Source organism: Halobacillus litoralis, from assembly GCF_009856355.1.
Lineage (GTDB): Bacteria > Bacillota > Bacilli > Bacillales > Halobacillaceae > Halobacillus > Halobacillus litoralis_B.
This window is the reverse complement of sequence record NZ_WMEW01000013.1, coordinates 69,022-91,258: the sequence shown is the minus strand read 5'-3', so window position 1 is coordinate 91,258 and position 22,237 is coordinate 69,022. Positions and strand designations below refer to the sequence as shown.

26 protein-coding genes are annotated in these 22,237 nt (G+C 47.7%); 18 read left to right on the top strand and 8 right to left on the bottom strand.

Features of this window, described 5'->3' with window-relative positions; translation table 11 throughout:
* Positions 1 to 67: 67 nt before the first annotated feature.
* From GLV97_RS16585 to GLV97_RS16555, 7 genes are all read left to right on the top strand, one after another.
* Complete coding sequence (locus tag GLV97_RS16585) at positions 68 to 694, top strand: GNAT family N-acetyltransferase (RefSeq protein WP_237418645.1); 627 nt, start codon at positions 68 to 70, stop codon at positions 692 to 694.
* The gene (locus GLV97_RS16580; RefSeq protein WP_160890138.1) at positions 678 to 1,640 is read left to right on the top strand and encodes an alpha/beta hydrolase; all 963 of its coding nucleotides are present in this window, start codon (positions 678 to 680) and stop codon (positions 1,638 to 1,640) included. The genes GLV97_RS16585 and GLV97_RS16580 overlap by 17 nt, the downstream gene beginning before the upstream one ends.
* 207 nt (positions 1,641 to 1,847) lie before the next feature.
* Positions 1,848 to 2,291 carry a cell wall hydrolase gene (locus GLV97_RS16575; protein WP_160842007.1) on the top strand — a complete coding sequence of 148 codons (444 nt, stop codon included), beginning with the start codon at positions 1,848 to 1,850 and terminating at the stop codon, positions 2,289 to 2,291.
* 136 nt (positions 2,292 to 2,427) lie between these two features.
* The gene (locus GLV97_RS16570) at positions 2,428 to 2,601 is read left to right on the top strand and encodes a hypothetical protein (protein WP_160835375.1); all 174 of its coding nucleotides are present in this window, start codon (positions 2,428 to 2,430) and stop codon (positions 2,599 to 2,601) included.
* Between the two features lie 77 nt (positions 2,602 to 2,678).
* Positions 2,679 to 2,873, top strand: coding sequence for a hypothetical protein (locus GLV97_RS16565; RefSeq protein WP_160842006.1), 195 nt, complete (start codon positions 2,679 to 2,681; stop codon positions 2,871 to 2,873).
* Between the two features lie 108 nt (positions 2,874 to 2,981).
* Positions 2,982 to 4,916, top strand: a complete 1,935-nt coding sequence (locus tag GLV97_RS16560; RefSeq protein ID WP_160890137.1) for a fructose-bisphosphatase class III — start codon at positions 2,982 to 2,984, stop codon at positions 4,914 to 4,916.
* A 13-nt stretch (positions 4,917 to 4,929) separates the two neighbouring features.
* Positions 4,930 to 5,139 carry a hypothetical protein gene (locus GLV97_RS16555; RefSeq protein WP_160835378.1) on the top strand — a complete coding sequence of 70 codons (210 nt, stop codon included), beginning with the start codon at positions 4,930 to 4,932 and terminating at the stop codon, positions 5,137 to 5,139.
* 532 nt (positions 5,140 to 5,671) lie between these two features.
* Here the strand turns inward: GLV97_RS16555 and GLV97_RS16550 are convergent.
* The 4 genes from GLV97_RS16550 to GLV97_RS16535 form a co-directional block, all read right to left on the bottom strand.
* Positions 5,672 to 6,136: a FixH family protein gene (locus tag GLV97_RS16550; RefSeq protein WP_160835379.1), complete on the bottom strand. Its 465-nt coding sequence runs from the start codon at positions 6,134 to 6,136 to the stop codon at positions 5,672 to 5,674.
* Positions 6,126 to 7,496, bottom strand: coding sequence for a PepSY-associated TM helix domain-containing protein (locus GLV97_RS16545; RefSeq protein ID WP_160890136.1), 1,371 nt, complete (start codon positions 7,494 to 7,496; stop codon positions 6,126 to 6,128). The genes GLV97_RS16550 and GLV97_RS16545 overlap by 11 nt, the downstream gene beginning before the upstream one ends.
* A gap of 385 nt (positions 7,497 to 7,881) precedes the next feature.
* Positions 7,882 to 8,418: a hypothetical protein gene (locus tag GLV97_RS16540; RefSeq protein ID WP_160890135.1), complete on the bottom strand. Its 537-nt coding sequence runs from the start codon at positions 8,416 to 8,418 to the stop codon at positions 7,882 to 7,884.
* Positions 8,415 to 8,981, bottom strand: a complete 567-nt coding sequence (locus GLV97_RS16535; protein WP_423784946.1) for a GNAT family N-acetyltransferase — start codon at positions 8,979 to 8,981, stop codon at positions 8,415 to 8,417. Before GLV97_RS16535 ends, GLV97_RS16540 begins: the two co-directional genes overlap by 4 nt.
* Before the next feature lie 127 nt (positions 8,982 to 9,108).
* On the opposite strand from GLV97_RS16535, the gene corA reads away from it, so the two are divergent.
* A complete protein-coding gene (corA, locus tag GLV97_RS16530) occupies positions 9,109 to 10,059 on the top strand; it encodes a magnesium/cobalt transporter CorA (RefSeq protein ID WP_160835382.1) in 951 nt (316 codons plus the stop codon).
* A gap of 224 nt (positions 10,060 to 10,283) precedes the next feature.
* On the opposite strand, the gene GLV97_RS16525 is transcribed toward corA, so the two are convergent.
* Positions 10,284 to 10,664, bottom strand: a complete 381-nt coding sequence (locus GLV97_RS16525) for an SET domain-containing protein (protein ID WP_160835383.1) — start codon at positions 10,662 to 10,664, stop codon at positions 10,284 to 10,286.
* Between the two features lie 151 nt (positions 10,665 to 10,815).
* Between GLV97_RS16525 and GLV97_RS16520 the strand changes: the two genes are divergently transcribed.
* Positions 10,816 to 12,336 (top strand): glycine betaine uptake BCCT transporter, encoded by a 1,521-nt coding sequence (locus GLV97_RS16520; RefSeq protein ID WP_160842126.1) that lies wholly within the window; start codon positions 10,816 to 10,818, stop codon positions 12,334 to 12,336.
* A gap of 43 nt (positions 12,337 to 12,379) precedes the next feature.
* On the opposite strand, the gene GLV97_RS16515 is transcribed toward GLV97_RS16520, so the two are convergent.
* Positions 12,380 to 12,946 carry an FAD-dependent oxidoreductase gene (locus tag GLV97_RS16515; RefSeq protein ID WP_160890134.1) on the bottom strand — a complete coding sequence of 189 codons (567 nt, stop codon included), beginning with the start codon at positions 12,944 to 12,946 and terminating at the stop codon, positions 12,380 to 12,382.
* A 156-nt stretch (positions 12,947 to 13,102) separates the two neighbouring features.
* Between GLV97_RS16515 and GLV97_RS16510 the strand changes: the two genes are divergently transcribed.
* A complete protein-coding gene (locus tag GLV97_RS16510; protein ID WP_160890133.1) occupies positions 13,103 to 14,488 on the top strand; it encodes an MFS transporter in 1,386 nt (461 codons plus the stop codon).
* A gap of 62 nt (positions 14,489 to 14,550) precedes the next feature.
* Here GLV97_RS16510 and GLV97_RS16505 read toward each other — a convergent pair whose 3' ends face one another.
* The gene (locus GLV97_RS16505; RefSeq protein ID WP_160835386.1) at positions 14,551 to 14,883 is read right to left on the bottom strand and encodes a hypothetical protein; all 333 of its coding nucleotides are present in this window, start codon (positions 14,881 to 14,883) and stop codon (positions 14,551 to 14,553) included.
* 71 nt (positions 14,884 to 14,954) lie between these two features.
* Entirely contained in the window at positions 14,955 to 15,695 is a 741-nt protein-coding gene (locus GLV97_RS16500) for an SDR family NAD(P)-dependent oxidoreductase (RefSeq protein ID WP_160890132.1), read from the bottom strand.
* Between the two features lie 153 nt (positions 15,696 to 15,848).
* On the opposite strand from GLV97_RS16500, the gene GLV97_RS16495 reads away from it, so the two are divergent.
* From GLV97_RS16495 to GLV97_RS16470, 8 genes are all read left to right on the top strand, one after another.
* Entirely contained in the window at positions 15,849 to 16,385 is a 537-nt protein-coding gene (locus GLV97_RS16495; protein ID WP_160890131.1) for an HD domain-containing protein, read from the top strand.
* 370 nt (positions 16,386 to 16,755) lie between these two features.
* Positions 16,756 to 16,896 carry a hypothetical protein gene (locus GLV97_RS16490; protein WP_160835389.1) on the top strand — a complete coding sequence of 47 codons (141 nt, stop codon included), beginning with the start codon at positions 16,756 to 16,758 and terminating at the stop codon, positions 16,894 to 16,896.
* 113 nt (positions 16,897 to 17,009) lie between these two features.
* Entirely contained in the window at positions 17,010 to 17,141 is a 132-nt protein-coding gene (locus tag GLV97_RS20185) for a hypothetical protein (RefSeq protein ID WP_272917354.1), read from the top strand.
* Between the two features lie 131 nt (positions 17,142 to 17,272).
* Positions 17,273 to 17,401, top strand: a complete 129-nt coding sequence (locus tag GLV97_RS20180; RefSeq protein ID WP_272917353.1) for a hypothetical protein — start codon at positions 17,273 to 17,275, stop codon at positions 17,399 to 17,401.
* 384 nt (positions 17,402 to 17,785) lie between these two features.
* On the top strand, positions 17,786 to 19,054 hold the full coding sequence (gene glp, locus GLV97_RS16485) for a gephyrin-like molybdotransferase Glp (RefSeq protein WP_160890130.1): 1,269 nt from the start codon (positions 17,786 to 17,788) through the stop codon (positions 19,052 to 19,054).
* Between the two features lie 12 nt (positions 19,055 to 19,066).
* Entirely contained in the window at positions 19,067 to 20,080 is a 1,014-nt protein-coding gene (moaA, locus tag GLV97_RS16480) for a GTP 3',8-cyclase MoaA (protein ID WP_160836453.1), read from the top strand.
* A gap of 83 nt (positions 20,081 to 20,163) precedes the next feature.
* Positions 20,164 to 20,589: a YwpF-like family protein gene (locus GLV97_RS16475; protein ID WP_160835391.1), complete on the top strand. Its 426-nt coding sequence runs from the start codon at positions 20,164 to 20,166 to the stop codon at positions 20,587 to 20,589.
* Between the two features lie 165 nt (positions 20,590 to 20,754).
* Positions 20,755 to 22,113: a TrkH family potassium uptake protein gene (locus GLV97_RS16470; protein ID WP_160835392.1), complete on the top strand. Its 1,359-nt coding sequence runs from the start codon at positions 20,755 to 20,757 to the stop codon at positions 22,111 to 22,113.
* The last annotated feature ends 124 nt before the right edge of the window (positions 22,114 to 22,237 follow it).

Genomic DNA, 22,237 nt, shown 5'->3' with positions numbered 1-22,237 from the left:
ACGCTTTCCGGCAGGCTCTATAATTTGTGATAATGAGAATCATTTTCATTAATAAGGGGTTGACGTATTGAAAATCACTGACGTAGAAATCACGGAACTGGAAAAGAAAGATGTTTTTACGTTCCGGCCATTGAGGTTAGAGGATGCGGACACACTTTATGCGTGGATGCATCAGAAGCACATCGCTCCCTTCTGGCAGCTCGATCTGCCGATGGAACCATTCAAGGAATGGGTGGAGTCATCCATTACAGCCGAACATAAAGATTGTTACCTTGTAGATTGGAATGGAGAACCGGCAGGCTACTTAATTGCCTACAGAGCTGCGGATGACCCTGTTCATCACTACTACGATCACCGTGAGGGAGACCTTGGCATGCATGTCCTTGTCGGCCCTGAGAAGTATTTGAACAAGCAGGCAGGAAGGCAGCTGCTGCAGTCTATGATTCAATTTTTATTCTTCACTTACGAAACAGAACGAATCATTGGAGAACCGGATATCCGTAACAGGATCATCCTTCCCATCATGAAGGGACTGGGCGGGGAAGTTCTTCATCGCGTTCATCTTCCTCATAAGCGGGCGGCTTTGATTGCCGGAGAGAAACAGACCGTTGAACAAGTCCGTAACAAGCGGGGTATTCACGTTTCCTTTCAAACTAAAGAAGGAAAGGAGGCTCTTCATGGAAAAAACGGTTGAAGTAAATGAACAAGTATCCGCCCTGCTACATAAAATCAGCAGCAAAATGAAAGAACTCCACCATCCTCCTTTGGATGTGCTGACGCCCCGGCAATCCCGCGAGTACTACAAGATTGCCCGTACTTATTTTCCTGAAATCCCTGTCCATGGTGTAGAAACCAGGGATGATTCCATCAGGGCTTCCCAAGGGCATTCCATTCCGGTCCGCATCTATACACCTTCAGGCAGGGGAAATCTCCCGGTTCTCGTCTATTTCCATGGCGGTGGATGGGTGTTCGGGGACATCGACAGTGCCGATTCTGCCTGTCGTTATCTTGCTGTTCATTCAGAAATCATTGTTGTCTCGGTTGGGTATCGGCTGGCACCGGAGCATAAATTCCCAGCTGCTTATGAGGATGCGCTTGAGTCTGTCTTAGAGGCGCGCCGGCAATGGCCCGAGGTCCCCCTGTACGTAGGCGGGGAGAGCTCCGGAGGCAATCTGGCCGCAGCCGTCTCCGGGTATTATAAAGGCAGCCGGGATGTTTCTATTCAAGGACAGCTGTTGATCACGCCGGTCCTTAACTACGATTTTTCAACGGACAGTTATCTGGAAAACTTTCGATATAACTTGACAACCGAGAAAATGAAGTGGTTTTTCAATCATTATTTAAACAACGAGGAAGAGGGTGGGAAGGTGGAGGTCTCTCCGCTTCGCATGGAGGATAAACAAGGCCTTCCTGAAACCGTACTTGTCACCGCCCATTTCGATCCCCTCCGGGAAGAGGCGGCGGCGTATCACAGGCAGCTGCAGGAAGCGGGGGTGCGTGCAGAAAGACTTCACTTCGAAGACCTCGTCCACAGTTTTATCAATATGGCAGGAACCGTGGACCGGGCGGAACAAGCGCTCGCGGACACAGCCGCTTCCTTGAAAACCATGGTGCATCCAAACGTTCACGCTGATCGATGAACGCGTCCGCTTGAAAAGATTTCCATAGGAAACCAGTGGGTTGTCCATCTCCAGGGATGCCGTTTACTTCGTCGGCATCTCAAGCATGCAGGAAGGCCATCTGCCGGGACCTGCTGATATGCCGGCGGGGTAAACCTTTTGAGGCGGTGGAACTTGTTTATTCATCACCGGCGGCTTTTTTCATACACTAATAGTCGAGGTGAGGATATGCCGAGAATTCAATACAACGATTCAGATGTTTCCTTAATGGCCCGGATGATGCGTGCAGAAGCCATAGGGGAAGGGAAGCAGGGGATGTTGTACGTTGGGAACGTCATTGTAAACAGGGCGAAGTCGGATTGTCTGGATTTTAGAAATGTGCGGAACATCAATGATGTTATTTATCAGGTTCAGGGCGGGAACTATTCGTTTGAAGCTGTTCAAAAAGGAAACATGTTCTATAACCGGGCACGTTCCACAGAAAAAAGGCTGGCGAAAAAGAACCTGGATTACTGGCGCCAGCACCCGGCTAAATATGCCCTTTGGTATTTCAACCCCTACGCCCCATGTCCTGACACATGGTACGGCCAGCCCTTTGCGGGACAATACAAGCAGCACTGTTATTATGAGCCGTCGCCGGGGACCTGTGATAGTGTCTATATTGGAAGCTGAGCGTTACAAACGAGATCCCTGGAGAGGGTCTCTTTTTTTATTCCATCCGGGTGGATGGAATTGCCAGTTCACGGTTTTTTTGAAACAATAGAAAACAGGAATCATCCCTTACATACAATTTTTTTTGGAGGTAAAGATGACAGAGAAGCAGCATGAGGAAATCATTCAGGAGCTGAAGGAACTGAACGAAAGAATGGATCGAATGGAAAACCGGCCTCCCGTAACGAAAATCCTTTATATCCTTTTATTCGGAGCGGGATTTCTGCTTTTTGCTCCGTTCTTTATTGATGTTTTAACGTTGCTTTTTTAGGAAAGACAATCGGAGTGCGCTTTTACGAGCTTCCGGACATCCCGCGGCTTTGACCGTTTGGAACGAGGAGGAGAAGAATGGGCACAATAGAAAGTCTGTATGAGTTTGCCATTGCGGTTCTGCTTCTATGCAGTCTGCTTTCCATCCTGCAGATAAGAAAGACGAAGAAGCAGAGGAAGCTGACATGGTTTGAAACCGGGCTTTATCGGGTTATGCAGGGAGCGGCTGCTTTATGGATCGGGACGTTTGTCTACATTTCCTATATCGGATAGTCTCCGCTGCCGCTTCGGAAACCGAGGCGCGCGGTCCATATAAAAACCTGCTATACTTTTTATATAAGATATCGAACCTGCCAAACCGGCGGGAGAGGAGGAGCCATCGTGTTAAAGGATAAATACTTAGAACTTCTTGCCAAGGAATACGATAGTGAAGAGAAAGTGATTACAGAACTGATCAATTTAAAGGCTGTCCAGAACCTTCCTAAAGGAACGGAGCACTTCGTCAGCGATCTGCACGGGGAATACCAGGCCTTTCAGCACGTACTCCGCAATGGATCAGGCAAGGTCCGTGAAAAGATCAGTGATCTGTACAAAGGCATTCTTTCTGAACAGGAATTGAACGAATTCGCCACGTTGATTTATTATCCTGAAGAAAAAATGCAGCGCATTAAAAATTCCTTTGACCGGAGGGAGGACCTGGAGCTCTGGTATGAGGTCATGATTGAGCGGATGATCAAACTGATTTCCTATGCTTCTTCGAAGTACACCCGCTCCAAGCTCCGCAAAGCCCTTCCCGAGCCTTTCGTCTACATCGTGGAAGAACTGCTCTATAAAACCGAAGATTTTGCGAATAAAGAATCCTACTATAATAAAATCGTTCAGCAGCTGATTTCCCTCGATCAGGCGGATCAGCTTCTTATCGGCCTTTCCTATACGACGCAGCGTCTCGTCGTTGATCATCTTCATGTGGTCGGGGATATATACGACCGGGGTCCTGAGCCGGATAAAATTATGGAAACATTGATGAACTACCATTCGCTTGATATCCAGTGGGGGAACCACGATGTGCTTTGGATCGGCGCGTATGCCGGCTCCCAGGTATGCCTGGCTAATATCATCCGTATCTGCGCCCGCTACAATAACCTCGATATTATCGAGGATATGTACGGGATCAATCTGCGTCCGCTTATGACGCTCGCCGAAAAGTACTATGATGATAACGCTCCTTTCCGTCCGAAGATCCAATCCGGCTATCAGCCCTCAGAGGATGAAATCGTCCAGATTTCTAAAATCCATCAGGCCATTGCCATGATTCAGTTCAAGCTGGAAAGTCCAATCATCAAACGCCGCCCCTATTTCAATATGGATGAACGCCGTCTTCTTGAAAAGGTCGATTATGAGCGTCAGGAAATTACGCTGCAGGGAACAACGTATCCGTTGGAAAATACCTGTTTTGCGACCATTGATCCGGAGGACCCGGCTCGTCTGCTTCCCGAAGAGCAGGAAGTGATCGATAAACTGTTGTTCTCCGTGCAGCATTCGGAGAAGCTGGCCAGACATATGAAGTTCTTAATGAAAAAAGGCAGTCTCTATTTGAAATACAACGGCAATCTGCTCATTCACGGGTGCATTCCGATTGATGAAGATGGAAATATGGAAGAAATGAAGATCGAAAACCAGACGTACGCAGGCCGGGAACTTCTTGACCAATTTGAGAAATTTCTGCGCCAGGCCTTCGCAAATCCGAATACTATAGATGACCTGGCTACAGACATGGTGTGGTATCTATGGACAGGAGAGCACTCCTCCTTGTTCGGTAAACGGGCCATGACAACGTTTGAACGTTACTTTATCCGTGACAAGTCAACGCATAAGGAAAAGAAAAATCCGTATTATTACCTTCGTGAAGATGAAGAGATCTGCAGGAAAATTCTTGAGGAATTTGATATGAACCCGGACCAGGGTCATATCATTAACGGTCATACACCCGTGAAGGAAATCGAAGGGGAAAACCCAATCAAGGCGAATGGCAAAATGGTCGTCATCGATGGTGGGTTTTCAAAAGCCTATCAGCCGAAAACCGGAATTGCCGGGTACACGCTGCTGTACAACTCCTACGGGATGCAGCTGGTAGCCCACCAGCACTTCAATTCCAAAGAAGAGGTGCTCCGTGACGGAACGGATGTTTTGTCTGTGAAACGCCTGGTAGATAAGGAACTGGAACGGAAAAAAGTGATGGAAACGAATGTTGGAGCGGAGATTCAGGAGGATATTGATAACTTGAAGCAGCTCTTGAAAGACCGGTATTTGAAGTGAGGGAGAGGATGGGATGAGCCTGTCTGCAGCCAAGTTCTTTACCACCGGAAGTCTGGTCGTAGGAGATCTGCTTGTCCAGGGCATCTTTTTCCTGGTTCTTGCCGCTGCTGCCGCTGGTGTCATTTCTGTTGGGATGACTTCAAGGAAGAAGAAAAGGCAGCTGGACCGTCTGGAAGAAAAACTGGATCTGCTTATTCGTGAAACGCATAATAAAGAAAGATGAAGAAAGGAAGGCTGTGGAACAGCCTTCCTTTCAGCTTGTAAAGAAACTCCTGTTTCTTTACAAGCTTTTTTTCCTTCTTACCGCCAGGAGCGAAAGCCCCTTCCCTTTCCGCGGACGAGCGCCCGAGCTTCCTCGCAAAGCCCACGCTCGGCGATCTCGGACCACTCGTTCTTCCGCAGGAGTGGAAGGGGCACCGCTCCTTTGGAAATCTTTCAATTCGACAAAGATTCTTCTTCACCCCGCTCGCCCTTGTTGGATGGAGGGCAATGTTTTTCATACTCCTTCAGGCAGCGGTCATCAGCGCCTGTTCTTTTGAATCTGCGATCCTGCGCAGGGCACAATCTCTCTCCTATATATGCTAACGTCGGCACGAGGAGCGTTCGGTGGTGATGCCTGCGGGAACAGCACAGGCCAAGTCAGCTGAGGGCGTGCCCGCGGCATTCATCCACCGTTAAGCGGAAAGTGACCCTTCACACGAAAAATGCACAACTCTAACTGGTTAATACAGGCTTTTTCTACACCCTTCCTTTCTTTAATGGTGTCCTTCATGGTTTTTGATATCGGCGGGAGCCTGTTCCTGAAGATACTGGATATCTTCGGGTGTCAGTTGACCCACGACAACCTGTCTGGTTGGTGTAATGGTCGATCCTTCATTTGATGCATGCACCTTTAGAAAATACAGGCCATCGAATTCGAGGCTTTGTTCTGAACGGTAGGAACCGTCCTTTAGGTTCCTCATCGATCTCATGCCCACGGACGTTCCATCCGGACGGGTCCAGTTCATATGAATGAAGTCGGGATCTTTTACAGGCTGCCCGTTTTGAGTAAGGGTGACCGTAATGGCAGCCGATCCGCCCTTAACCAGATCATCTGGGACGGAGATTTCTGCCTCCAGAGGGTTTTCCTCCTTATAAAGGGAAGCGGCATCTTCTCTCAGCTGACATCCTGTCAGGAGCACCAGAGAAACGACCAGAATGAACAACGTGTTACGCTTCATGGAAAAACCTCCTTAAAGGAGCCACTCTTCTAATAATCCATAAGTCAATGAGGAAAGCGATCAACAAAGACATCCCAGCCAGAGGAAAGAGTAAGCCCAGAACAATGAGTAAAACGAAAAATGGTTTGCTGCTTTTGTTATCCATTTCTTTTGGAGCCCCTATCCCGTGTCCGGGATTCTTCTTCAACCATAAATAAAAGCCGCTGACAACTACCAGTATGATGCCAAGACAGATCAACAGGCTCAGTAGTTGATTAAATAAGCCGAACTGTGTTCCTTTATGAAGGGTGATTCCGAGAGCGACCGTTTTGCCGAGCCATCCATAGTCGTCAAACTGATAATTGGCAAGGACAGCACCGGTATACTGGTCGATATGAACAGTAGCTTCATCCTGGGCCCGCGGCGGAAAGGCTGATAAAGTATAGACACCTTCCGGGGTGTCTGGATAATAAACGCTGTATGACGAATGAACATCCAGCTGCTCTGCCTTTTGAACAACATCATTAATTGAAACGGGGGTAAGACCCTGGATGTCAGAAACTGGTACATCCAGGGTTTCCGCTGCCCATGGCACCTCTGCGATATCTTTTGTTTCAATATCGGAGGTTGGAGCACTGCCTGTCCATATGGAAGGGGGATATCCTTCTCCAGTATTCGTAGCCATATTCTGAAAGTTGGTTCCCCAAAATCCAGACCATGGCAGTCCGGTCATGATTAAGAACAGCATGCCGGCAGAAATCCAAAAGGCAGGGACAGCATGTAAATCGCGGCGGAAGATTTTTTTCCCTTTGTTCAGCCGTGGAAACCATACGCCTCCAGGACCTTTCTTTCTATTGGGGAGCCATAGGTACAGACCTGTCCCAATTAAAACGACGGCCCAGCTGGCGGCCAGTTCGACGATCCGGTCGCCTGTCGTTCCCGCCATCAGCTCTCCGTGAATTCCCTCGATTTTATCCATGATTCGATCCTCATCGTTCAATGATCCCATCGTTTCGCCTGAGTAGGGGTTAACAAAGACAGTGAGGCTGTCTCCTCCGTTCTGAAGTTTGACTTCACTAGAGCGGGTAGGAGATTCTCCGGGTCTGAAAGCGGTGGTGACGGCGCTTGGATATTCTGCTTCAGCCGCCTGAACCTGTTCGGCTGCTGATACTTCTTCCCCTGACTCAGTGACCTGATAATAATCACTGTAAAGGAATGTTTCAATCTGCGGCTTGAACAAATAGACAGCTCCTGTAACTGCCAGAATCAGTAGAAAAGGGGCGAAGATAAGACCTGCGTAAAAGTGCCACTTCCATAAGGTCTGGTAGAGAGCGGCCCTCTTCTTCTTTTTTGAATGTTTATGTGCGGGTTGGTTTGTCATCGTTACGTCTCCTTCAACAGTTATGTAGTATCCGATTGTTCGTGTTGTGTAAAGTGAACGGATAAAAGCCCTCCATGGATCATTCCAATTGATAAAGCACTGTGGAAAACCTTAAAGAAATGATCAGCATCCATAATCGTATAAAAAAATAAGATTCTCAGGCAAACGGAATTGGATGATTATGGAAAAGGAGAGGGGATTGTGCGTTTCCTGTCATACAATCGTCACTGAACAGACAAAAAAAGCTCCCTTTACGGGAGCTTTTTCGAATCTGGAGAAAATGCTGGTCATTGGGTACTCACACCACTCAGGTGCCGCAGACAGGGCTGCGTAGTCCTCCGGCCGGGTCACTACTGATCCGTAACCATGACTGTAAAGAATTTTCTCAACGGTGGTTTTCATTAAACTGCTGGATGGTTGTTGTCAGCTCGTCCAGCTTGGAACGATCCTCTATGGAAAAAGCGGGGTCGTTGACGATCGTTTCGACCTCTTCCTTTAACATGCGCAGCGCCTCAATGAATGCTTGACTGTTTTCTTCTGTCTTCTGTTCAAAGGAATGATCGGTGATGATTCCGTGCAGAGTGAACAGGGTGTGAGTGTAATCATTGAACCAGCCTTTTTCAAGCAGAGAGGAACGCTCGGCCGTACTAAGGAGGCGCTGATTTCCGGTCAACCGCTGGAGGCTTTTTGTTAAAAGGGCGTTTTTTATCTGTGCTTCCGTATCTTCAGAAGGTTCTTTGTGATAGGATTCGAAACTGACAATCAGATCATCGAACACGTAGGGGAGCTCCTTGACAAGAGAATCCGCGGCGGCAGCTGAAAATTCATCGACTTCATCTGCACGGCTGAAGTTAAAAGCCAGGAAGGACGAGATAAGCGTCGTAAAAAGAAGAAGAGCACTGATGAGTTTCCATCGGTTCATACCTGCTGATGCCACTCTTCCCGGAGGACGCCCATGCGGATGGAGTCGTAGTATTCCCCTTGATATATACGCACTTTCCGCATTCTTCCCTCTATTTTCATTCCAAGTTTCTCCCCGACCCGCATCATCCGTTCATTCCGCGACCACGTGGTAAGCCCCACCCGGGCAAGGGGAAGGGTTTGGAATAAATAACCGATCCACAGCTTGAGCGCTTCGGATCCGTAACCGCCGTTCCAGTAGGCGGGGTTATAAATCCCGATGCCGACTTCAAGCCATAGAGAGGGTTTGTGTTCCCAGTAATAGGAAACCGTGCCGATAATGATCCCATCCACTTCGATGAGCAGCCGGGAGTCGGGCTCATCAGGGGCCAGACGCCGCTTTCTGGCGTACTCATGACTTCTGTAGCTGTCCATCGTATGGGGCTCAAGGGGATAATAAGGAGCATCCCACTTTTTCCATTCCGCATTTTTTCCATATATTAATGGGTAGAGAACGGGTATATCTTCTTCTTCAATGCTTCTTAATGTAACAAGGCTGGTGGTCAGTTTTAACGGCTTTTTCAGCTTTGGCAAGCGTATCCCCCTCCGATCACACTTTTTTCCATCGTACCATAATTCGAAGAGCTTGTTTGAAAAAATGGAGGTGTGGAATTAAAATAGGGAAACGTACATAAGCAGGGCAGGTGAGAAGATGATTCAAGTCATGGCCTATTCAAAAGAAAACGGTCTGAAAGAAGGGTTGTCTGTGGATGACCTTCACAATCAACATTGGGATTGGTACTGGGTGGATTTTGAAGCTCCGACGGAAGACGAAGTGAAACGTTTGGAGTCCGACTTCCACTTTCACCCACTCGCCGTGGAGGATTGTCTGCATGGACTGCAGCGTCCGAAGCTGGATTATTATGACGACCATACGTTTCTCGTCATCCATTCAGTGGACAGCCGGACGCTGGAGCGGAAGGAAGTGGACATTTTTCTCGGGGAATGTTCCATCGTCACTTTTCATAAAGAAAAGAACGGTCCACTGGATCAGGCGCATAATATTGTAAAACGGACACGCGACTTTACGCAGGTGGATGAGTATTATATTTTTCATCAGATTCTGGATAAAGTCGTCGACAACTACTTCCCCATTATCTATAACATTGAGGATCATATCAATGATATTGAGGACAATACGAAAAACCTGTCGATGGAAACACTGCTGGAGCAGTTGTTTGACAGGAGGGGGGAACTGCTGACTTTAAGACAGACGGTCCACCCGATGCGGGACCTCCTGTACCGCATATTGAACTCTCACCATTTGGACGGGGTGTTTGAGCGGAGGGAATACTTCGCGGATATCCATGACCACTTGATCAAAGTCGCGGATATGATTTTGTCCAACAGGGAAATGACCCAGGATATCAGGGACAGCTATATGTCCCTGAACTCCCATGAAACGAACAGGACCATGCAGATTCTGACCGTCATCAGCGTGATCTTCATGCCGCTGACATTCATCGTCGGTGTGTATGGCATGAACTTTCAGCATATGCCGGAGCTTGGTTTCCAGTACAGCTATCTCATCGTCTGGATCATTATGATCGGCGTAGCTGCAGGGATGTTCTTCTGGTTCAAGAATAAAGGCTGGTTTGATTGAAACAGAGGCGGAGAGGGGATCTCCGTCTTTTTTCCGTCTTAAGGAGGAGAGAAGTTCACTCCTGTGACCGTTAAGAAAAAAAGGGGCGCGTTCTATACTGGAGATAATCAAATAAACAAAGGAGATGAAAGCATGTTTAACCCTTTGGAAATCTCCATCGATATCGAAGAACGCCGCCCCCGCTGAATGAAAAAGCGCCTGGAGATAACTCCAGGCGCTTTTGATTATTCTTCCTGATCAAACCAGAGCAGCTCATCATCATCGACGAAGCCGTTATAGTTAATGAAGATTTCTTCATCCGCTTTAATATCTGTATGAGCATAAAAGTCAAACGTATGCGTATCAAAATTAATGACATAATTGGCGTTCGGTTTATAAGAATGGTTGAACATCATCCCGTATCCAAGGACGAAGGCGGTATGATTCTCCCCGTATTCGAAGGCATAATCAGCGAGCATCGTTTTTTCAATATGCACATGCTCTTCGTTCGGGTAAGGAATCACAGGAGCCCTGTGGATCAATTCATCTTTCTGAATATCACGGACGGCAAACATTCCGCGGCCCATTTCATCGTCTTCCAGTGTGGAAGTCCGTATTTCAATCATTTCGTTCACCTGCACTTTCTATTAAGCAATCTCCTTCCTTAGTCTGACAGGTCATGAATGAAAACACAACTTTCCTTTTGAAAGAATAAGAAAAACCAGCCGTTGGATACTATACGTGACTGATCAAATACAGGGAGGAGCATTCCCGTTGCTGAAAAAATACAACATGGTGTTTAAGGTATCCGCGGCAATTATGCTGGTACTGGTTGTGTTCGGCGTCGTATGGCCGGATGCGCTCGAACAGATGACTTCATCGATAAAAACGCTGATTGCCAACACCCTTGGGTGGTATTACTTGATTGTTGTTACGTTATTCCTTCTCGTCTGTCTATCTTTCTTAGTGACGCCGCTGGGAAGGATCAAGCTTGGAAAAAAGGACGATCAACCGGAGTTCTCCCGTCCGACCTGGATTGCAATGCTGTTCAGTGCCGGGATGGGCATCGGGCTGGTATTCTGGGGAACCGCTGAGCCGATCAGCCATTACGCGGTCAGTTCACCGACGGGGCAGACCGGAACGGAGCAGGCGATTAAGGATGCTATGAGATTTACGTACTTTCACTGGGGGATTCATGCCTGGGCGATTTACGGCATTGTCGCCCTCGTGCTCGCTTATTTTAATTTCCGTCATGAACAGCCGGGTCTGATCAGTGCGACACTGAAGCCTTTGGTGGGGGAGAAGGCTGCGCGGGGCATCTTCGGTCAGGTCATCGATATTCTGGCTGTTGTGGCCACGGTGATCGGGGTCGCAACGACGCTTGGATTTGGTGCGGTTCAGATTAACGGAGGGCTTTCCTATTTGTTCGATCTTCCTTCAGGCATTCTCGTCCAGTTTATAATCATTGCTGTCGTGACGGTCCTGTTTATGATTTCCGCCTGGTCAGGGCTTGGGAAAGGAATTAAAATTCTCAGTAATGCCAACATGGGTCTGGCCGGCCTGTTGTTTCTGCTCGTCTTCATCCTCGGACCGACCATGTTTATTCTAAACTTATTTACGAACTCGATTGGGACGTATGTACAGAATCTGCCGATGATGAGCTTCCGGATCGCTCCATTAAACGCGGATACGAGAGACTGGATTGACGCGTGGACGTTGTTCTACTGGGCATGGTGGATTGCCTGGAGTCCGTTTGTCGGCGTTTTCATAGCCAGAGTTTCCAGAGGCCGGACGATCAGGGAATTTGTCTTTACGGTCTTGGTTGTTCCATCGATCATCGGGTTCCTGTGGTTTTCCACATTCGGGGGAACGGCGATTGATATGGAGCACAGCGGTCTGCGTATGATATCGGAGCTGGCTGCTGAAGAATCCTTGTTCGGTGTTTTTGAAAACCTTCCGCTTGGCTGGATTGCTTCAATCATTGCGATGACGCTTGTGGCGACATTTTTCATTACCTCCGCAGACTCAGGAACTTTTGTCCTTGGCATGATGACGACAGGTGGATCGGAAACACCGGGCACCTCCATTAAGCTGACGTGGGGCGTGCTTCTTTCCGCAACCGCAGTCGCCCTGCTGTATACCGGAGGGCTGCAGGCTCTGCAGAACACGATGATCATCGCTGCTCTGCCGTTTTCCATTATAATGCTGCTGATGGTGTTCAGTTTCATCAAAGCGATCTATAAGGAGGGGAGAGAGCTGGGCGTCGGCCGGTTCCATCCTCCACAAAAAGATAAATAAAAGAACCCCACCGCCTGTGCAGAGCGGTGGGGTTCTCTATTGCTCAATCCTTTAAAATGTCGTGATCGACATAGCGTTTCCCGTTTAACTGACTGATGATATTCACAGCTGTTTCTGCCCCGTGCCCGGCTGTAATAATCGTGTGAACACTTTTTCCGGCCACGGTTCCTGCTGCCCATGCTTTCGGAAGAGAGGTACGCCCATGCTCATCTGTGTCGATAATTTTGGCGACGCGTGGTTCTGTCCCTTCAGTTGTTTTCACACCGAGCTGTTCCGCTGCTTTCACGGACATCCCTGTGGCAAAAAGGATGTGCTCCACCTGGTAGCTTCCTTCCGTCGTTGTAATCTCATAATAAGCGCCATCCTTAAAATGGATCGCAGTGACTTCTTCTGATTTCAATTTCGCGCCGAATTTCGTCAGCTGCTGCTGTCCCGTTTCAAGGAGTTTCGGACCTTCAACGGCATCCACCCCGTAATGGTTCTCGACCCAGGCTTTGGCGGTTATGCTTTTTCCATGATCGATGACTAATGTTTTTTTACCTGCTTTCGCTGTAAACAGTCCGGCACTGGCTCCGGCGGGGCCGGCACCTATGATTCCAATATCGTACATGCCTTCACGCTCCTTTACGTGAAATTGGTAGACAATTCTATTATATCGGAATGATTGGAAAAATTAAATTTCATGTTTTGTGAGCAACCCCGTTGCTTTATCGGATAAACTCACGTATGATTCATTTCGGAATGCGAAATAAAAGGAGGAGAGATCATGAGTGAAAAACAAACGGTCCGCAATCCGAGGGGATTACTGATCTCTCTTTGTGCGGTCATGATGATGTCTGTCATGAACGGAACCATGTTTAACATTGCCGTTCCGGACATCGCAAAAACGTACCAGTTGATGCCGTCAGAAGTCAGCTGGGTAATGACTGGATATATTATGGTTTATGCTGTAGGGGCTCTTACTTACGGCAAATTGGCTGACTATTACCCGTACAGGACATTGATTACATTCGGGCTTACGGTGTTTGCCGCCGGGTCTCTGTTCGGTTTCTTTGCCCAGAACTATGCTATGGTGCTGTTGGCCCGTGTCATTCAGGCGCTCGGGGGTGCCATGATTCCAGCGCTTGTTTTCCTTGCTCCGATCCGCTACTTCCCGAATGAACGGGGAAAAGTGCTCGGGATTGTATCTTCAGTCATGGCTTTTGCATCAGGAATCGGCCCCATTGCCGGTGGGTTTATCGCCGGGTTCCTTGATTGGCGTTATCTGTTTCTGACTTCGGCCTTGATTATAATAACACTGCCGTTTCTTAGAAAGAACCTGCCTCAGGAAGAAGCGAAGAAAGGGTATATTGATTACATGGGTGCTGCCTTAATCGGAGGTTTCATCTCTACACTTCTTTTGGGGATTACGCTTGGGGTCACATGGCTGTTCGCTGTTTCCATCCTGTTCTTTGCCTTGAATCTATGGCGGATGAAGTCCATTGACGAACCGTTTATCCCGCCTCATTTGTTCAAAAATATCAAATACACAGCAACGATTATCACAAGCTTTCTTGGCGTCGTCTGCTTGTTCGGCATGATGTTTATGCTTCCGATTATGTTCAGGGATGCCTACCAGATGGATACGATGACAATCGGTCTTATTCTATTCCCGGGGGCGGTCAGTGCGGCCCTGATGGGGCAGAAGGGCGGAAATCTTGTCGATTCCAAAGGCAATACCTTTGTCCTTTACCTTGCCTTAACCCTGCTGGTTACAGGGTTTGCTGTCCTTTCCACACTGGTCGGCGCCCACCCGTATGTGTTGAGCGCAGCCATCATCATTTCCTACATGAGCTTCCCGCTCGTCCAGGCTTCCTCTGCGGATATCCTGGCCAACCTGCTTCATAAAAACGAAACAGGGGTCGGCATGGGCGTGTTTAATCTCCTGAACTTCGTGTCAGGGGCATTAAGCGGGGCGGTCATCGGAAAAGCCCTTGATCTGTTTGATCCCTTCCAGCCCATAAACCTGCTCGGATTTAATGGGGATACAGCGATTTACAGTAACGTCTTTTTAGTATTTGCTGTCATCATAGCCCTTGGATTGATTCAATTCAAACTCAACTACAACAAAACGAGAAAGACGGCACCAAAAGAAGAACCCGCCTCCGTATAAGGAGCGGGTTCTTCTTTGTTTTGTATGATAATTATAATGGCATGAAGCAGTAAGTATGCCTGTCAGACAGGGATCGAAGTTTCATCCATAACCATCGAGGAGCTGTACTTCCTCCGGCAGACGCTGTTGACGATTGTGTCATCGAGAAAGGCGGTGATCTCCTCGTACACATCTTCCACACAGCGGCCGTCAATGATCAGGACGAACGGGTCATCTATATTCATAAAAAGGAAAAAGGACAACATTTTCGGAAGGTGCCCGGCATCTGCAATTAACTGATTCTGATGGAAGTATAGATCGCACCCGTGCTGGTTAACGGTATGATGCACCTTCATGATTTCGTTTGTTTTCAAGGGGCGATTCAATTGAATCTGGTAAGAAGACAGCTCATTCACTGTCGTCACCTCCGTATTAGTTTGTTGATATAACGTTACCCGGGTGCTGAGGAGGCTAAACATCGACGCTTTTACTCTTCATACATCATTTTCCTTGTCATTCCGCCATCGATGACAAGATTCTCCCCATTTACAAAGTCGTTATCCGGATCAGTCAGGTAGAAGCAGGCTTTCGCCACATCCGTCGTATGCCCCACGCGATTGGACAAATGCTGGGCGTGATCCGCTTCTGTGAGTTCTTCCTGCCCCGTGTGGATCCAGCCCGGGCTGATACAGTTCACACGGATGGACCAGGGAGACAGGGAAGAGGCCAGGGCATGAGTGAGCGCTGTGATACCGCCTTTGCTTGCTGCGTAGGCCTCTGAATCGGGTTCACTCATCAAAGCCCTCGTTGAAGCCATATTTACGATCCTACCTTTCGTTCCGTTCTTCTTCCAAAGGGCTGCTGAAAGCTTGGAAAAGAGGAAGACACTGCGGAGGTTCGTATTCAATATCCGGTCCCAATCCTCCACGGACAATTCGAATAGGGATGTAAAGGTGCTTTCTCCCGCATTATTGATGAGGATGGAAAAGGAGCGGTTGTCTTCGTTCAATTGTTTAAAAAGTCCGGCGGTACTTTGAGGATCACTGACATCACAATAGTAGAAGACGCCTCTGCCACCGGGAAGGTTTTCCATTGCTTTTCTTCCTCTTTCCCGGTCCTTGTCCACACCGATCACTTGACAGCCATTCTCTGCATAATATACGGCTGTTCCAAAACCGATTCCAGCTGCCGCACCTGTAATAAGGACGGTTTCATTTCGTTCGCTCATGGGTTGTCCACCTTCTTAGTAAAATTGATACAGCTTTTTAAGCCTTGTTCTCAATCAAGCCTCATGATAAGCTTTTTTAAATAAAAGGAAACACAAGCTCTCCCGCGCAGCCCGGAGTCTCAGGGGGAGCTTGAAATTGACGGAGGTGATCGTATGGGTCGTGTTACCCTTGTAGATGTATTTAAGCATAGAATAACACAAAAGTATCTTCAGCGTTCAGGCATTCATCACGCGGTCACCGTGGCAGGTTATGCCTTTGATATGGCAGTGGAAAAGGGCGTGGATCCTGATCTTGCTGCCAAGTCCGCCCTGCTTCATGACATGGGGCACTATGAATGGTACAGGGATGGGAAGTGGGATTACGATGAATACCGCCGGCATGATATCCATGCCATTAAAGGGGCGGAAAGAGCTCATAAACTGCTGATCCGGCTGGGAGAAGACCGTTTGACAGCGAAGGAAGTATCGGTTGCCGTCCTTCTTCATACAGACAGCTACCTTCCATTCGGCCTTGATGAAAAAAGAACACCGCTTCAACATGTCGTCGCAAAGGCTGATGAAAAAGATGAACAGCCCATGGGGCTTCATCATTACAAGGAAATGGATAAAAGCGAAGCCTTGAGGCGTCTCCATGAGCTTGACCAGAGAATCGAAGCTTATTTCGATGATAGGAATCCTAAATCAGGATAGGGGATTACTGAAAAGTCAAATGATTCACATAAAAAAGGTTTACATTTGGAAAAAGGTTCTATATACTTTCCAGTGTAAGAAAAAATTCTCAGAAAGCGGGGTCGAATACAATGAAAAACACAACGACTGTATACGTGAACAATTTCATACCATCGACCTGCGCTCGGAAATATATCTGAGTCCAACGACTATTTTACTTATAATGAATCATGATAGCCGCAGGAGGTGCATAAGGTATTCCTGTGGCTTTTTTAATGGATTTGAATGATCAAAAGCCGCAGACCTCCTGCGGTTTTTTCTTATGCTATCATAGAGTAATTTTACTCTTTTGATATAAATTTACACAAAAATAATAAAGGAGGTGGAAACGATGACGATTCATTTTTTCCTTTTTACGATCCATGTCACTAAAAAGAAGCAGCCGCGTCTGCAACAGCTTCCCGGCTATCAGCCCACAGTCAAAGACGAATGGCTCGACCGTAAATCATCCGCTTTCAACCGATACGTGTAAAAACAATAAGGAGGAGAATACACAATGACACAAACATTCAAGACGGTCTTCATGAGCTGGTTCAATGCGGAGAAAGATACGGATTAGCCTCAACACAAAGAGGAGGTAGAACAATGAGATTAAATATGCTGATGTTTACCATTATTATTGAACGGATCCATCGTAAAACCGTTGATCAATCCATCAAGCGTGCCCGGGCGATTGAGGAAAAAATCAATGATGCAAAAACTAAGTATGATCTGTAATGTCGTCCCTCTGCGCTGCAGGGGGATTTTTATTATCCGCCTGCAGGGAACCGCGGCAGGTCCACCATAATTTTGGTACCCATATTCAACAGCTTGAAGGAGAAGAATAAGGACGAGGGGAGGGAGTCGAGATGGCTTCAGGGAATAAGAAACTTGCAGAAAAAGGCAGAAAGAAGCAGGCGGAGCGTAAAGCCGCCCGCGGCAGAGAACAGGGCGAAACAGCAGTGAACCACGTAGTCAATGTGTATGACCCGATTTAAATGAAAACAGACAGCACGAGGCTGCCGGGAAATTTTCCGGCAGCTTTTTTTTATGGGAATATGAAAAGGAATATCCAGGCTCGTTAACCTTTGAAGGTGCTTAGCGGGTGTCGCATTCCGTTCTCATTTTCCCTTTGGGTTCCGGTGGCGGGCGTGATCCCCTTTTGTGGTGATAATGCCTGCGGCAGGTCTCCACCCATAAACGAAACGTGGCAGCCGTTTCGTCACCGAAAAGCTCTGAGAGGTGTGGAGGATTGATGTTTCAGATTCATCTGGAAAGGGAAAAAATGATTACATTCGACAATCTTTGAAAAAGTTGGAAGATTGCTTTATGTTTGAAAGAGAAGGTCCACGTTCAAAGGTGACAGAAAGGAAAGAACGCATATGGCTCATTTACATAGAACACCTCTCCCTGTTTCTGAAGCGGTGGAGAGAGTGATGCAGTACAAACGCACAGGTGGTGTGGATAAGGTAGACCTCCAGGAAAGCGGCGGAAGGATTCTGGCGGAGGATATAGCTGCCACGCATGCTGTTCCTCCTTTTCATAAATCTCCTTATGACGGATTTGCTCTGGCCTCTGAGGACACGATGGAGCTGTCACGGGATAATCCCGGCACGTTCCGCGTCATTGAAACGGTAGGGGCTGGACACCGGGCTTCAAGGCCGCTTCAGTCCGGTGAGGCGGTCAGGATTATGACAGGCGCTGAAATCCCGGAAGGTGCAGATTGTGTAGCGATGTTCGAGATCTGTACGACAGAGGAAGATGCAGCTGGCCGACAGATCATGACTTTGAAAAGGAAGATGGATGCCGGACAAAACATCATCATCAAGGGATCGGAAACGGAGCAGGGAGATGTTCTTGTTCCCAAAGGATCCAAAATCAACCCGGGGGTTCAGGCGCTGCTTGCCACGTTCGGGTACTCGACCGTAATGGTATATAATAAGCCGACCGTCGGCGTCTTTGCTACAGGAACGGAACTGCTGGAAGTGGATGAGCCGCTTGTGCCTGGGAAAATCCGTAACTCCAACGCTTATATGATTCAGGCCCAGCTGGAAAGATCCGGGGCAGCGTGTACATATTTAGGGAAGCTGGATGATGATTTTGACTCGTGCTATGAGGCGGTTTACAACGCTCTTGGAAAGTTTGATCTCCTGATTACGACAGGAGGCGTCTCTGTCGGGGATTATGATTTAATGCCGGACATCTATGAAAAACTGGAAGCTGAAGTGTTGTTCAATAAGGTAGCCATGAGACCGGGAAGTGTCACGACGGTGGCTGAATATGGTGGGAAACTTCTGTATGGGCTGAGCGGAAACCCCTCGGCTTGTTATGTAGGCTGTGAATTATTTGTCCACCCGATTCTTCAGCATTTTATGGGAAATACACGTCCTTATCATACCCGGGTGAAAGCTGTTCTTGGGGAGGACTTCAAAAAAGCCAACCCATTCACAAGGTTCGTACGTGGAAAAGTGGATTATGAAGAAGGAAAAATCGTTGTATACCCTGCCGGCATGGATAAGTCAGCCGTGGTTACCTCGCTGGCCCACACAGATGTGTTCATCGTGCTGAGAGGAGGTACAAGGGGATACAGCCAAGGGGATATGGTGGAAGCGGTCCTTTTGGAAGACCAGAAGGGTCAGACAAAATTTTAAAGGGGTGATCCTATCGATTCCCGTATTATAGATCGACTGGGAAGACCGATTAAAGACTTACGGATATCGGTTATTGATAAATGTAATTTCCGGTGCAGCTACTGTATGCCGGCCGAAATCTTCGGTCCGGATTATCCATTTCTGCCGGAAAAGGAACGTCTCAGCTTTGATGAAATCATTCGTCTTGTTCATATCTTCGCCCGGTTTGGTGTGGAGAAAATCCGATTAACGGGGGGAGAGCCGCTGCTCAGAAAGGACCTGGATGAACTCATCCGCCGTATCCGCAGGATTGACGGCATTAAGGATATCGCTTTGACGACCAATGCGGTGATGCTCGTGAAACAGGCGGAAAAGCTGAAAGCAGCAGGTCTTGACCGCGTAAATATCAGTCTGGATGCGATTGAAGATGAAGTGTTTCAGAAGACGAACGGCAGAGGGGTCAAAACAGATCCCGTCTTACGAGGCATTGAAGCTGCCAGAAAAGCGGGACTCGCCATCAAGATTAATATGGTGGTGAAAAAAGGGATGAATGAAGACCAGATTCTGCCCATGGCGCGGTATTTCAAGGAAACGGGGGACAACCTGCGTTTTATTGAATTTATGGAAGTCGGCAATCATAATGGATGGAATATGGACGCCGTTGTTTCAAAGAAAAGCATCGTCGATGCGATTCATAAGGAAATGCCCTTGATTCCTGCGGATGCCAATTACTATGGAGAAGTGGCCTCCCGCTATCAATACAAGGATGGATCGGGGGAAATCGGCATCATTTCATCCGTTACGGAAGCCTTCTGTTCCAGCTGCACAAGAGCCCGGTTATCTGCAGATGGTCAGTTATACACTTGTTTGTTTGCTGATTCCGGCTATGACCTGCGTGGCAGACTGAGAGGGGGCTGGGATGATGAGGAAATGACCAGCTATTTGATAGACGTCTGGGAAGGAAGGGCGGATCAATATTCGGTCGACAGAGCACAGGGGAAACCCATGAAGGAGCGGAAAATCGAAATGTCCTATATCGGAGGATAGAAAAAAAGTAAGATTCAGCCTTTTCTCCACCCCTCCTTTTCCTCTATAATGAGAAATAATGATGAATCCCGGAGGTCATTCGGATGAAAACCTTTAAATTGATTTCATTGGACATTGTCGAGGAGAAGAACGAAGACATCACGCAGCGGAGAATAAAGCTGCAGGATGGTTTAATTATCAACCGTGAGGATGATCACGGCCGCTGGGTGATTGAGGCTTATATGGATAACAGCTACCGTTCCTTTTTTGAGGATATGTACCGGAACGGGGATGAAATTATTATCCAGGCTAAGATTACGAAACAGACGAACCGTCCAGCTACGTTTATGGTCAAGCCCATTGATTTTAATGAAATTGGTGGATCGATGAATGTCATTTTCATGGGAACGATGATGGACCGTCAGCAGGAACAAGTTGAAAAAGTGCTCAAACAGCTGCTTGATGAAGGATATCAAGGAGAGGACCTGTTGGAGCAGTTCAAGCGTAAAGGCAGCGAATCGAAAGCTTAAATGAACGGACAGAGGCGTCTGGGATCCCCCAGACGCCTTCTATGTGCTTCTTTTTTCAGCTTTTGTAAATTCATAAATCACGGAAGTATTATGTCGAATATCCTGCTATACTATGAATGATGGTCACCATCGAACAGAAAAAGCAGCATCAAAAGGAGTTTTAGTATGTGGGTGAGAAGAAAAGGCCTGCGCTGGCTTAACGATTTAACACCATTTCAGTTGATTGCAGTATATTATCTGCTCGCTGTGACCATATCTTCCATCTTAATCGCTCTGCCTGTAGCTCACCAGGACGGCGTAAAGTTGGACTTTATTGATATTTTATTTACAGCCGTCAGTGCTGTCAGTGTGACAGGATTGACGACGGTACCTACAGCCGAAACATTCAGTACAACAGGAATCTTCATTATCGCTATCGTCCTGCAGCTTGGGGGGATCGGGGTCATGACCCTCGGGACGTTGATCTGGCTCGTCCTTGGAAAAAAGATCGGCCTGAAGGAACGGCGTCTCATTATGACCGACCAGAACCAGACCTCCTTCCAGGGGATGGTCCGGCTTGTGAAGGAAATTGTCCTTGTCGTCCTACTTATTGAATTGATTGGATTTCTAGTGCTGGGGACGTATTATCTGCAGTACTTTGACCCCGGGGAAGCTTATCTTCAGGGGTTTTTCGGGACCATCAGTGCGATGACGAACGGTGGTTTTGATATTACGGGTCAGTCGTTGATCTTGTTTAAGGATGACTACTTTGTCCAGTTTATCAATATGATTTTGATTATAGCAGGGGCGATTGGTTTTCCTGTGTTAATTGAAGTGAAGCAGTACCTTCTCCAAAACCAGGATGAGAAAACGATCCGCTTTTCTCTGTTCGCAAAACTGACAACCCTGACGTTTTTCGTGCTGGTCGTATTCGGAACGATCATGATTGTGCTTCTTGAGTTCAATCATTTCTTCGCAGATAAGACGTGGCATGAAATCTTTTTCTACGCGCTCTTCCAGTCGGTAACGACCCGGAGCGGCGGGCTGTCGACGCTTGATATCAACCAGTTTACCGAGCAGACGCAGCTGTTCATGTCCTCCTTGATGTTTATCGGTGCGTCCCCAAGCAGTGTCGGAGGCGGGATTCGAACGACGACCTTCGCTCTAGTGGTTATATTCGTGCTCACCTTTGCGCGGGGAGGGAACAATATCCGTATTTTCCGCCGCGAGGTTCATCCGGAAGATTTGAACAAAGCCGTGGTCGTACTGATTGTCGCTTTGTTCGTCTGCCTGAGCGCCGTAATTACCCTTACCATTACAGAACCTTATACCTTGAACGAAATATTATTCGAAGTAACGTCTGCATTCGGAACGGTCGGTTTGTCGCTGGGGATCACCCCTGGAATGACTTCATTTGGGAAATGTGTCCTGATGCTCCTCATGTTTTTAGGGAGAATAGGGCTGTTGACATTCCTATTTACGTTCCAGAAGAACGATGCCCGTGGAAATTATCATTATCCTAGAGAAAGAATCATTATCGGATAATCTTTAATAAAGCAGGATACAGCTTCATGAAAACGGCAAAGAACACAGCCTGGGCTGTGTTCTTTTTTTATAAGGTATAGGATGAGTCTGTAGAAAGAGGGAGGGGGCCTGTGAGCTCCTCCTG

What these genes read in the sequence shown, in the direction of transcription:
- GLV97_RS16580 (WP_160890138.1), top strand. Translation starts at nt 678, where the DNA reads ATGGAAAAAACGGTTGAAGTAAATGAACAAGTATCCGCCCTGCTACAT.
- GLV97_RS16575 (WP_160842007.1), top strand. Translation starts at nt 1,848, where the DNA reads ATGCCGAGAATTCAATACAACGATTCAGATGTTTCCTTAATGGCCCGG.
- GLV97_RS16570 (WP_160835375.1), top strand. Translation starts at nt 2,428, where the DNA reads ATGACAGAGAAGCAGCATGAGGAAATCATTCAGGAGCTGAAGGAACTG.
- GLV97_RS16565 (WP_160842006.1), top strand. Translation starts at nt 2,679, where the DNA reads ATGGGCACAATAGAAAGTCTGTATGAGTTTGCCATTGCGGTTCTGCTT.
- GLV97_RS16555 (WP_160835378.1), top strand. Translation starts at nt 4,930, where the DNA reads ATGAGCCTGTCTGCAGCCAAGTTCTTTACCACCGGAAGTCTGGTCGTA.
- GLV97_RS16550 (WP_160835379.1), bottom strand. Translation starts at nt 6,136, where the DNA reads ATGAAGCGTAACACGTTGTTCATTCTGGTCGTTTCTCTGGTGCTCCTG.
- GLV97_RS16545 (WP_160890136.1), bottom strand. Translation starts at nt 7,496, where the DNA reads ATGACAAACCAACCCGCACATAAACATTCAAAAAAGAAGAAGAGGGCC.
- GLV97_RS16540 (WP_160890135.1), bottom strand. Translation starts at nt 8,418, where the DNA reads ATGAACCGATGGAAACTCATCAGTGCTCTTCTTCTTTTTACGACGCTT.
- corA (WP_160835382.1), top strand. Translation starts at nt 9,109, where the DNA reads ATGATTCAAGTCATGGCCTATTCAAAAGAAAACGGTCTGAAAGAAGGG.
- GLV97_RS16525 (WP_160835383.1), bottom strand. Translation starts at nt 10,664, where the DNA reads ATGATTGAAATACGGACTTCCACACTGGAAGACGATGAAATGGGCCGC.
- GLV97_RS16515 (WP_160890134.1), bottom strand. Translation starts at nt 12,946, where the DNA reads ATGTACGATATTGGAATCATAGGTGCCGGCCCCGCCGGAGCCAGTGCC.
- GLV97_RS16510 (WP_160890133.1), top strand. Translation starts at nt 13,103, where the DNA reads ATGAGTGAAAAACAAACGGTCCGCAATCCGAGGGGATTACTGATCTCT.
- GLV97_RS16500 (WP_160890132.1), bottom strand. Translation starts at nt 15,695, where the DNA reads ATGAGCGAACGAAATGAAACCGTCCTTATTACAGGTGCGGCAGCTGGA.
- GLV97_RS16495 (WP_160890131.1), top strand. Translation starts at nt 15,849, where the DNA reads ATGGGTCGTGTTACCCTTGTAGATGTATTTAAGCATAGAATAACACAA.
- GLV97_RS16490 (WP_160835389.1), top strand. Translation starts at nt 16,756, where the DNA reads ATGACGATTCATTTTTTCCTTTTTACGATCCATGTCACTAAAAAGAAG.
- GLV97_RS20185 (WP_272917354.1), top strand. Translation starts at nt 17,010, where the DNA reads ATGAGATTAAATATGCTGATGTTTACCATTATTATTGAACGGATCCAT.
- GLV97_RS20180 (WP_272917353.1), top strand. Translation starts at nt 17,273, where the DNA reads ATGGCTTCAGGGAATAAGAAACTTGCAGAAAAAGGCAGAAAGAAGCAG.
- glp (WP_160890130.1), top strand. Translation starts at nt 17,786, where the DNA reads ATGGCTCATTTACATAGAACACCTCTCCCTGTTTCTGAAGCGGTGGAG.
- GLV97_RS16475 (WP_160835391.1), top strand. Translation starts at nt 20,164, where the DNA reads ATGAAAACCTTTAAATTGATTTCATTGGACATTGTCGAGGAGAAGAAC.
- GLV97_RS16470 (WP_160835392.1), top strand. Translation starts at nt 20,755, where the DNA reads ATGTGGGTGAGAAGAAAAGGCCTGCGCTGGCTTAACGATTTAACACCA.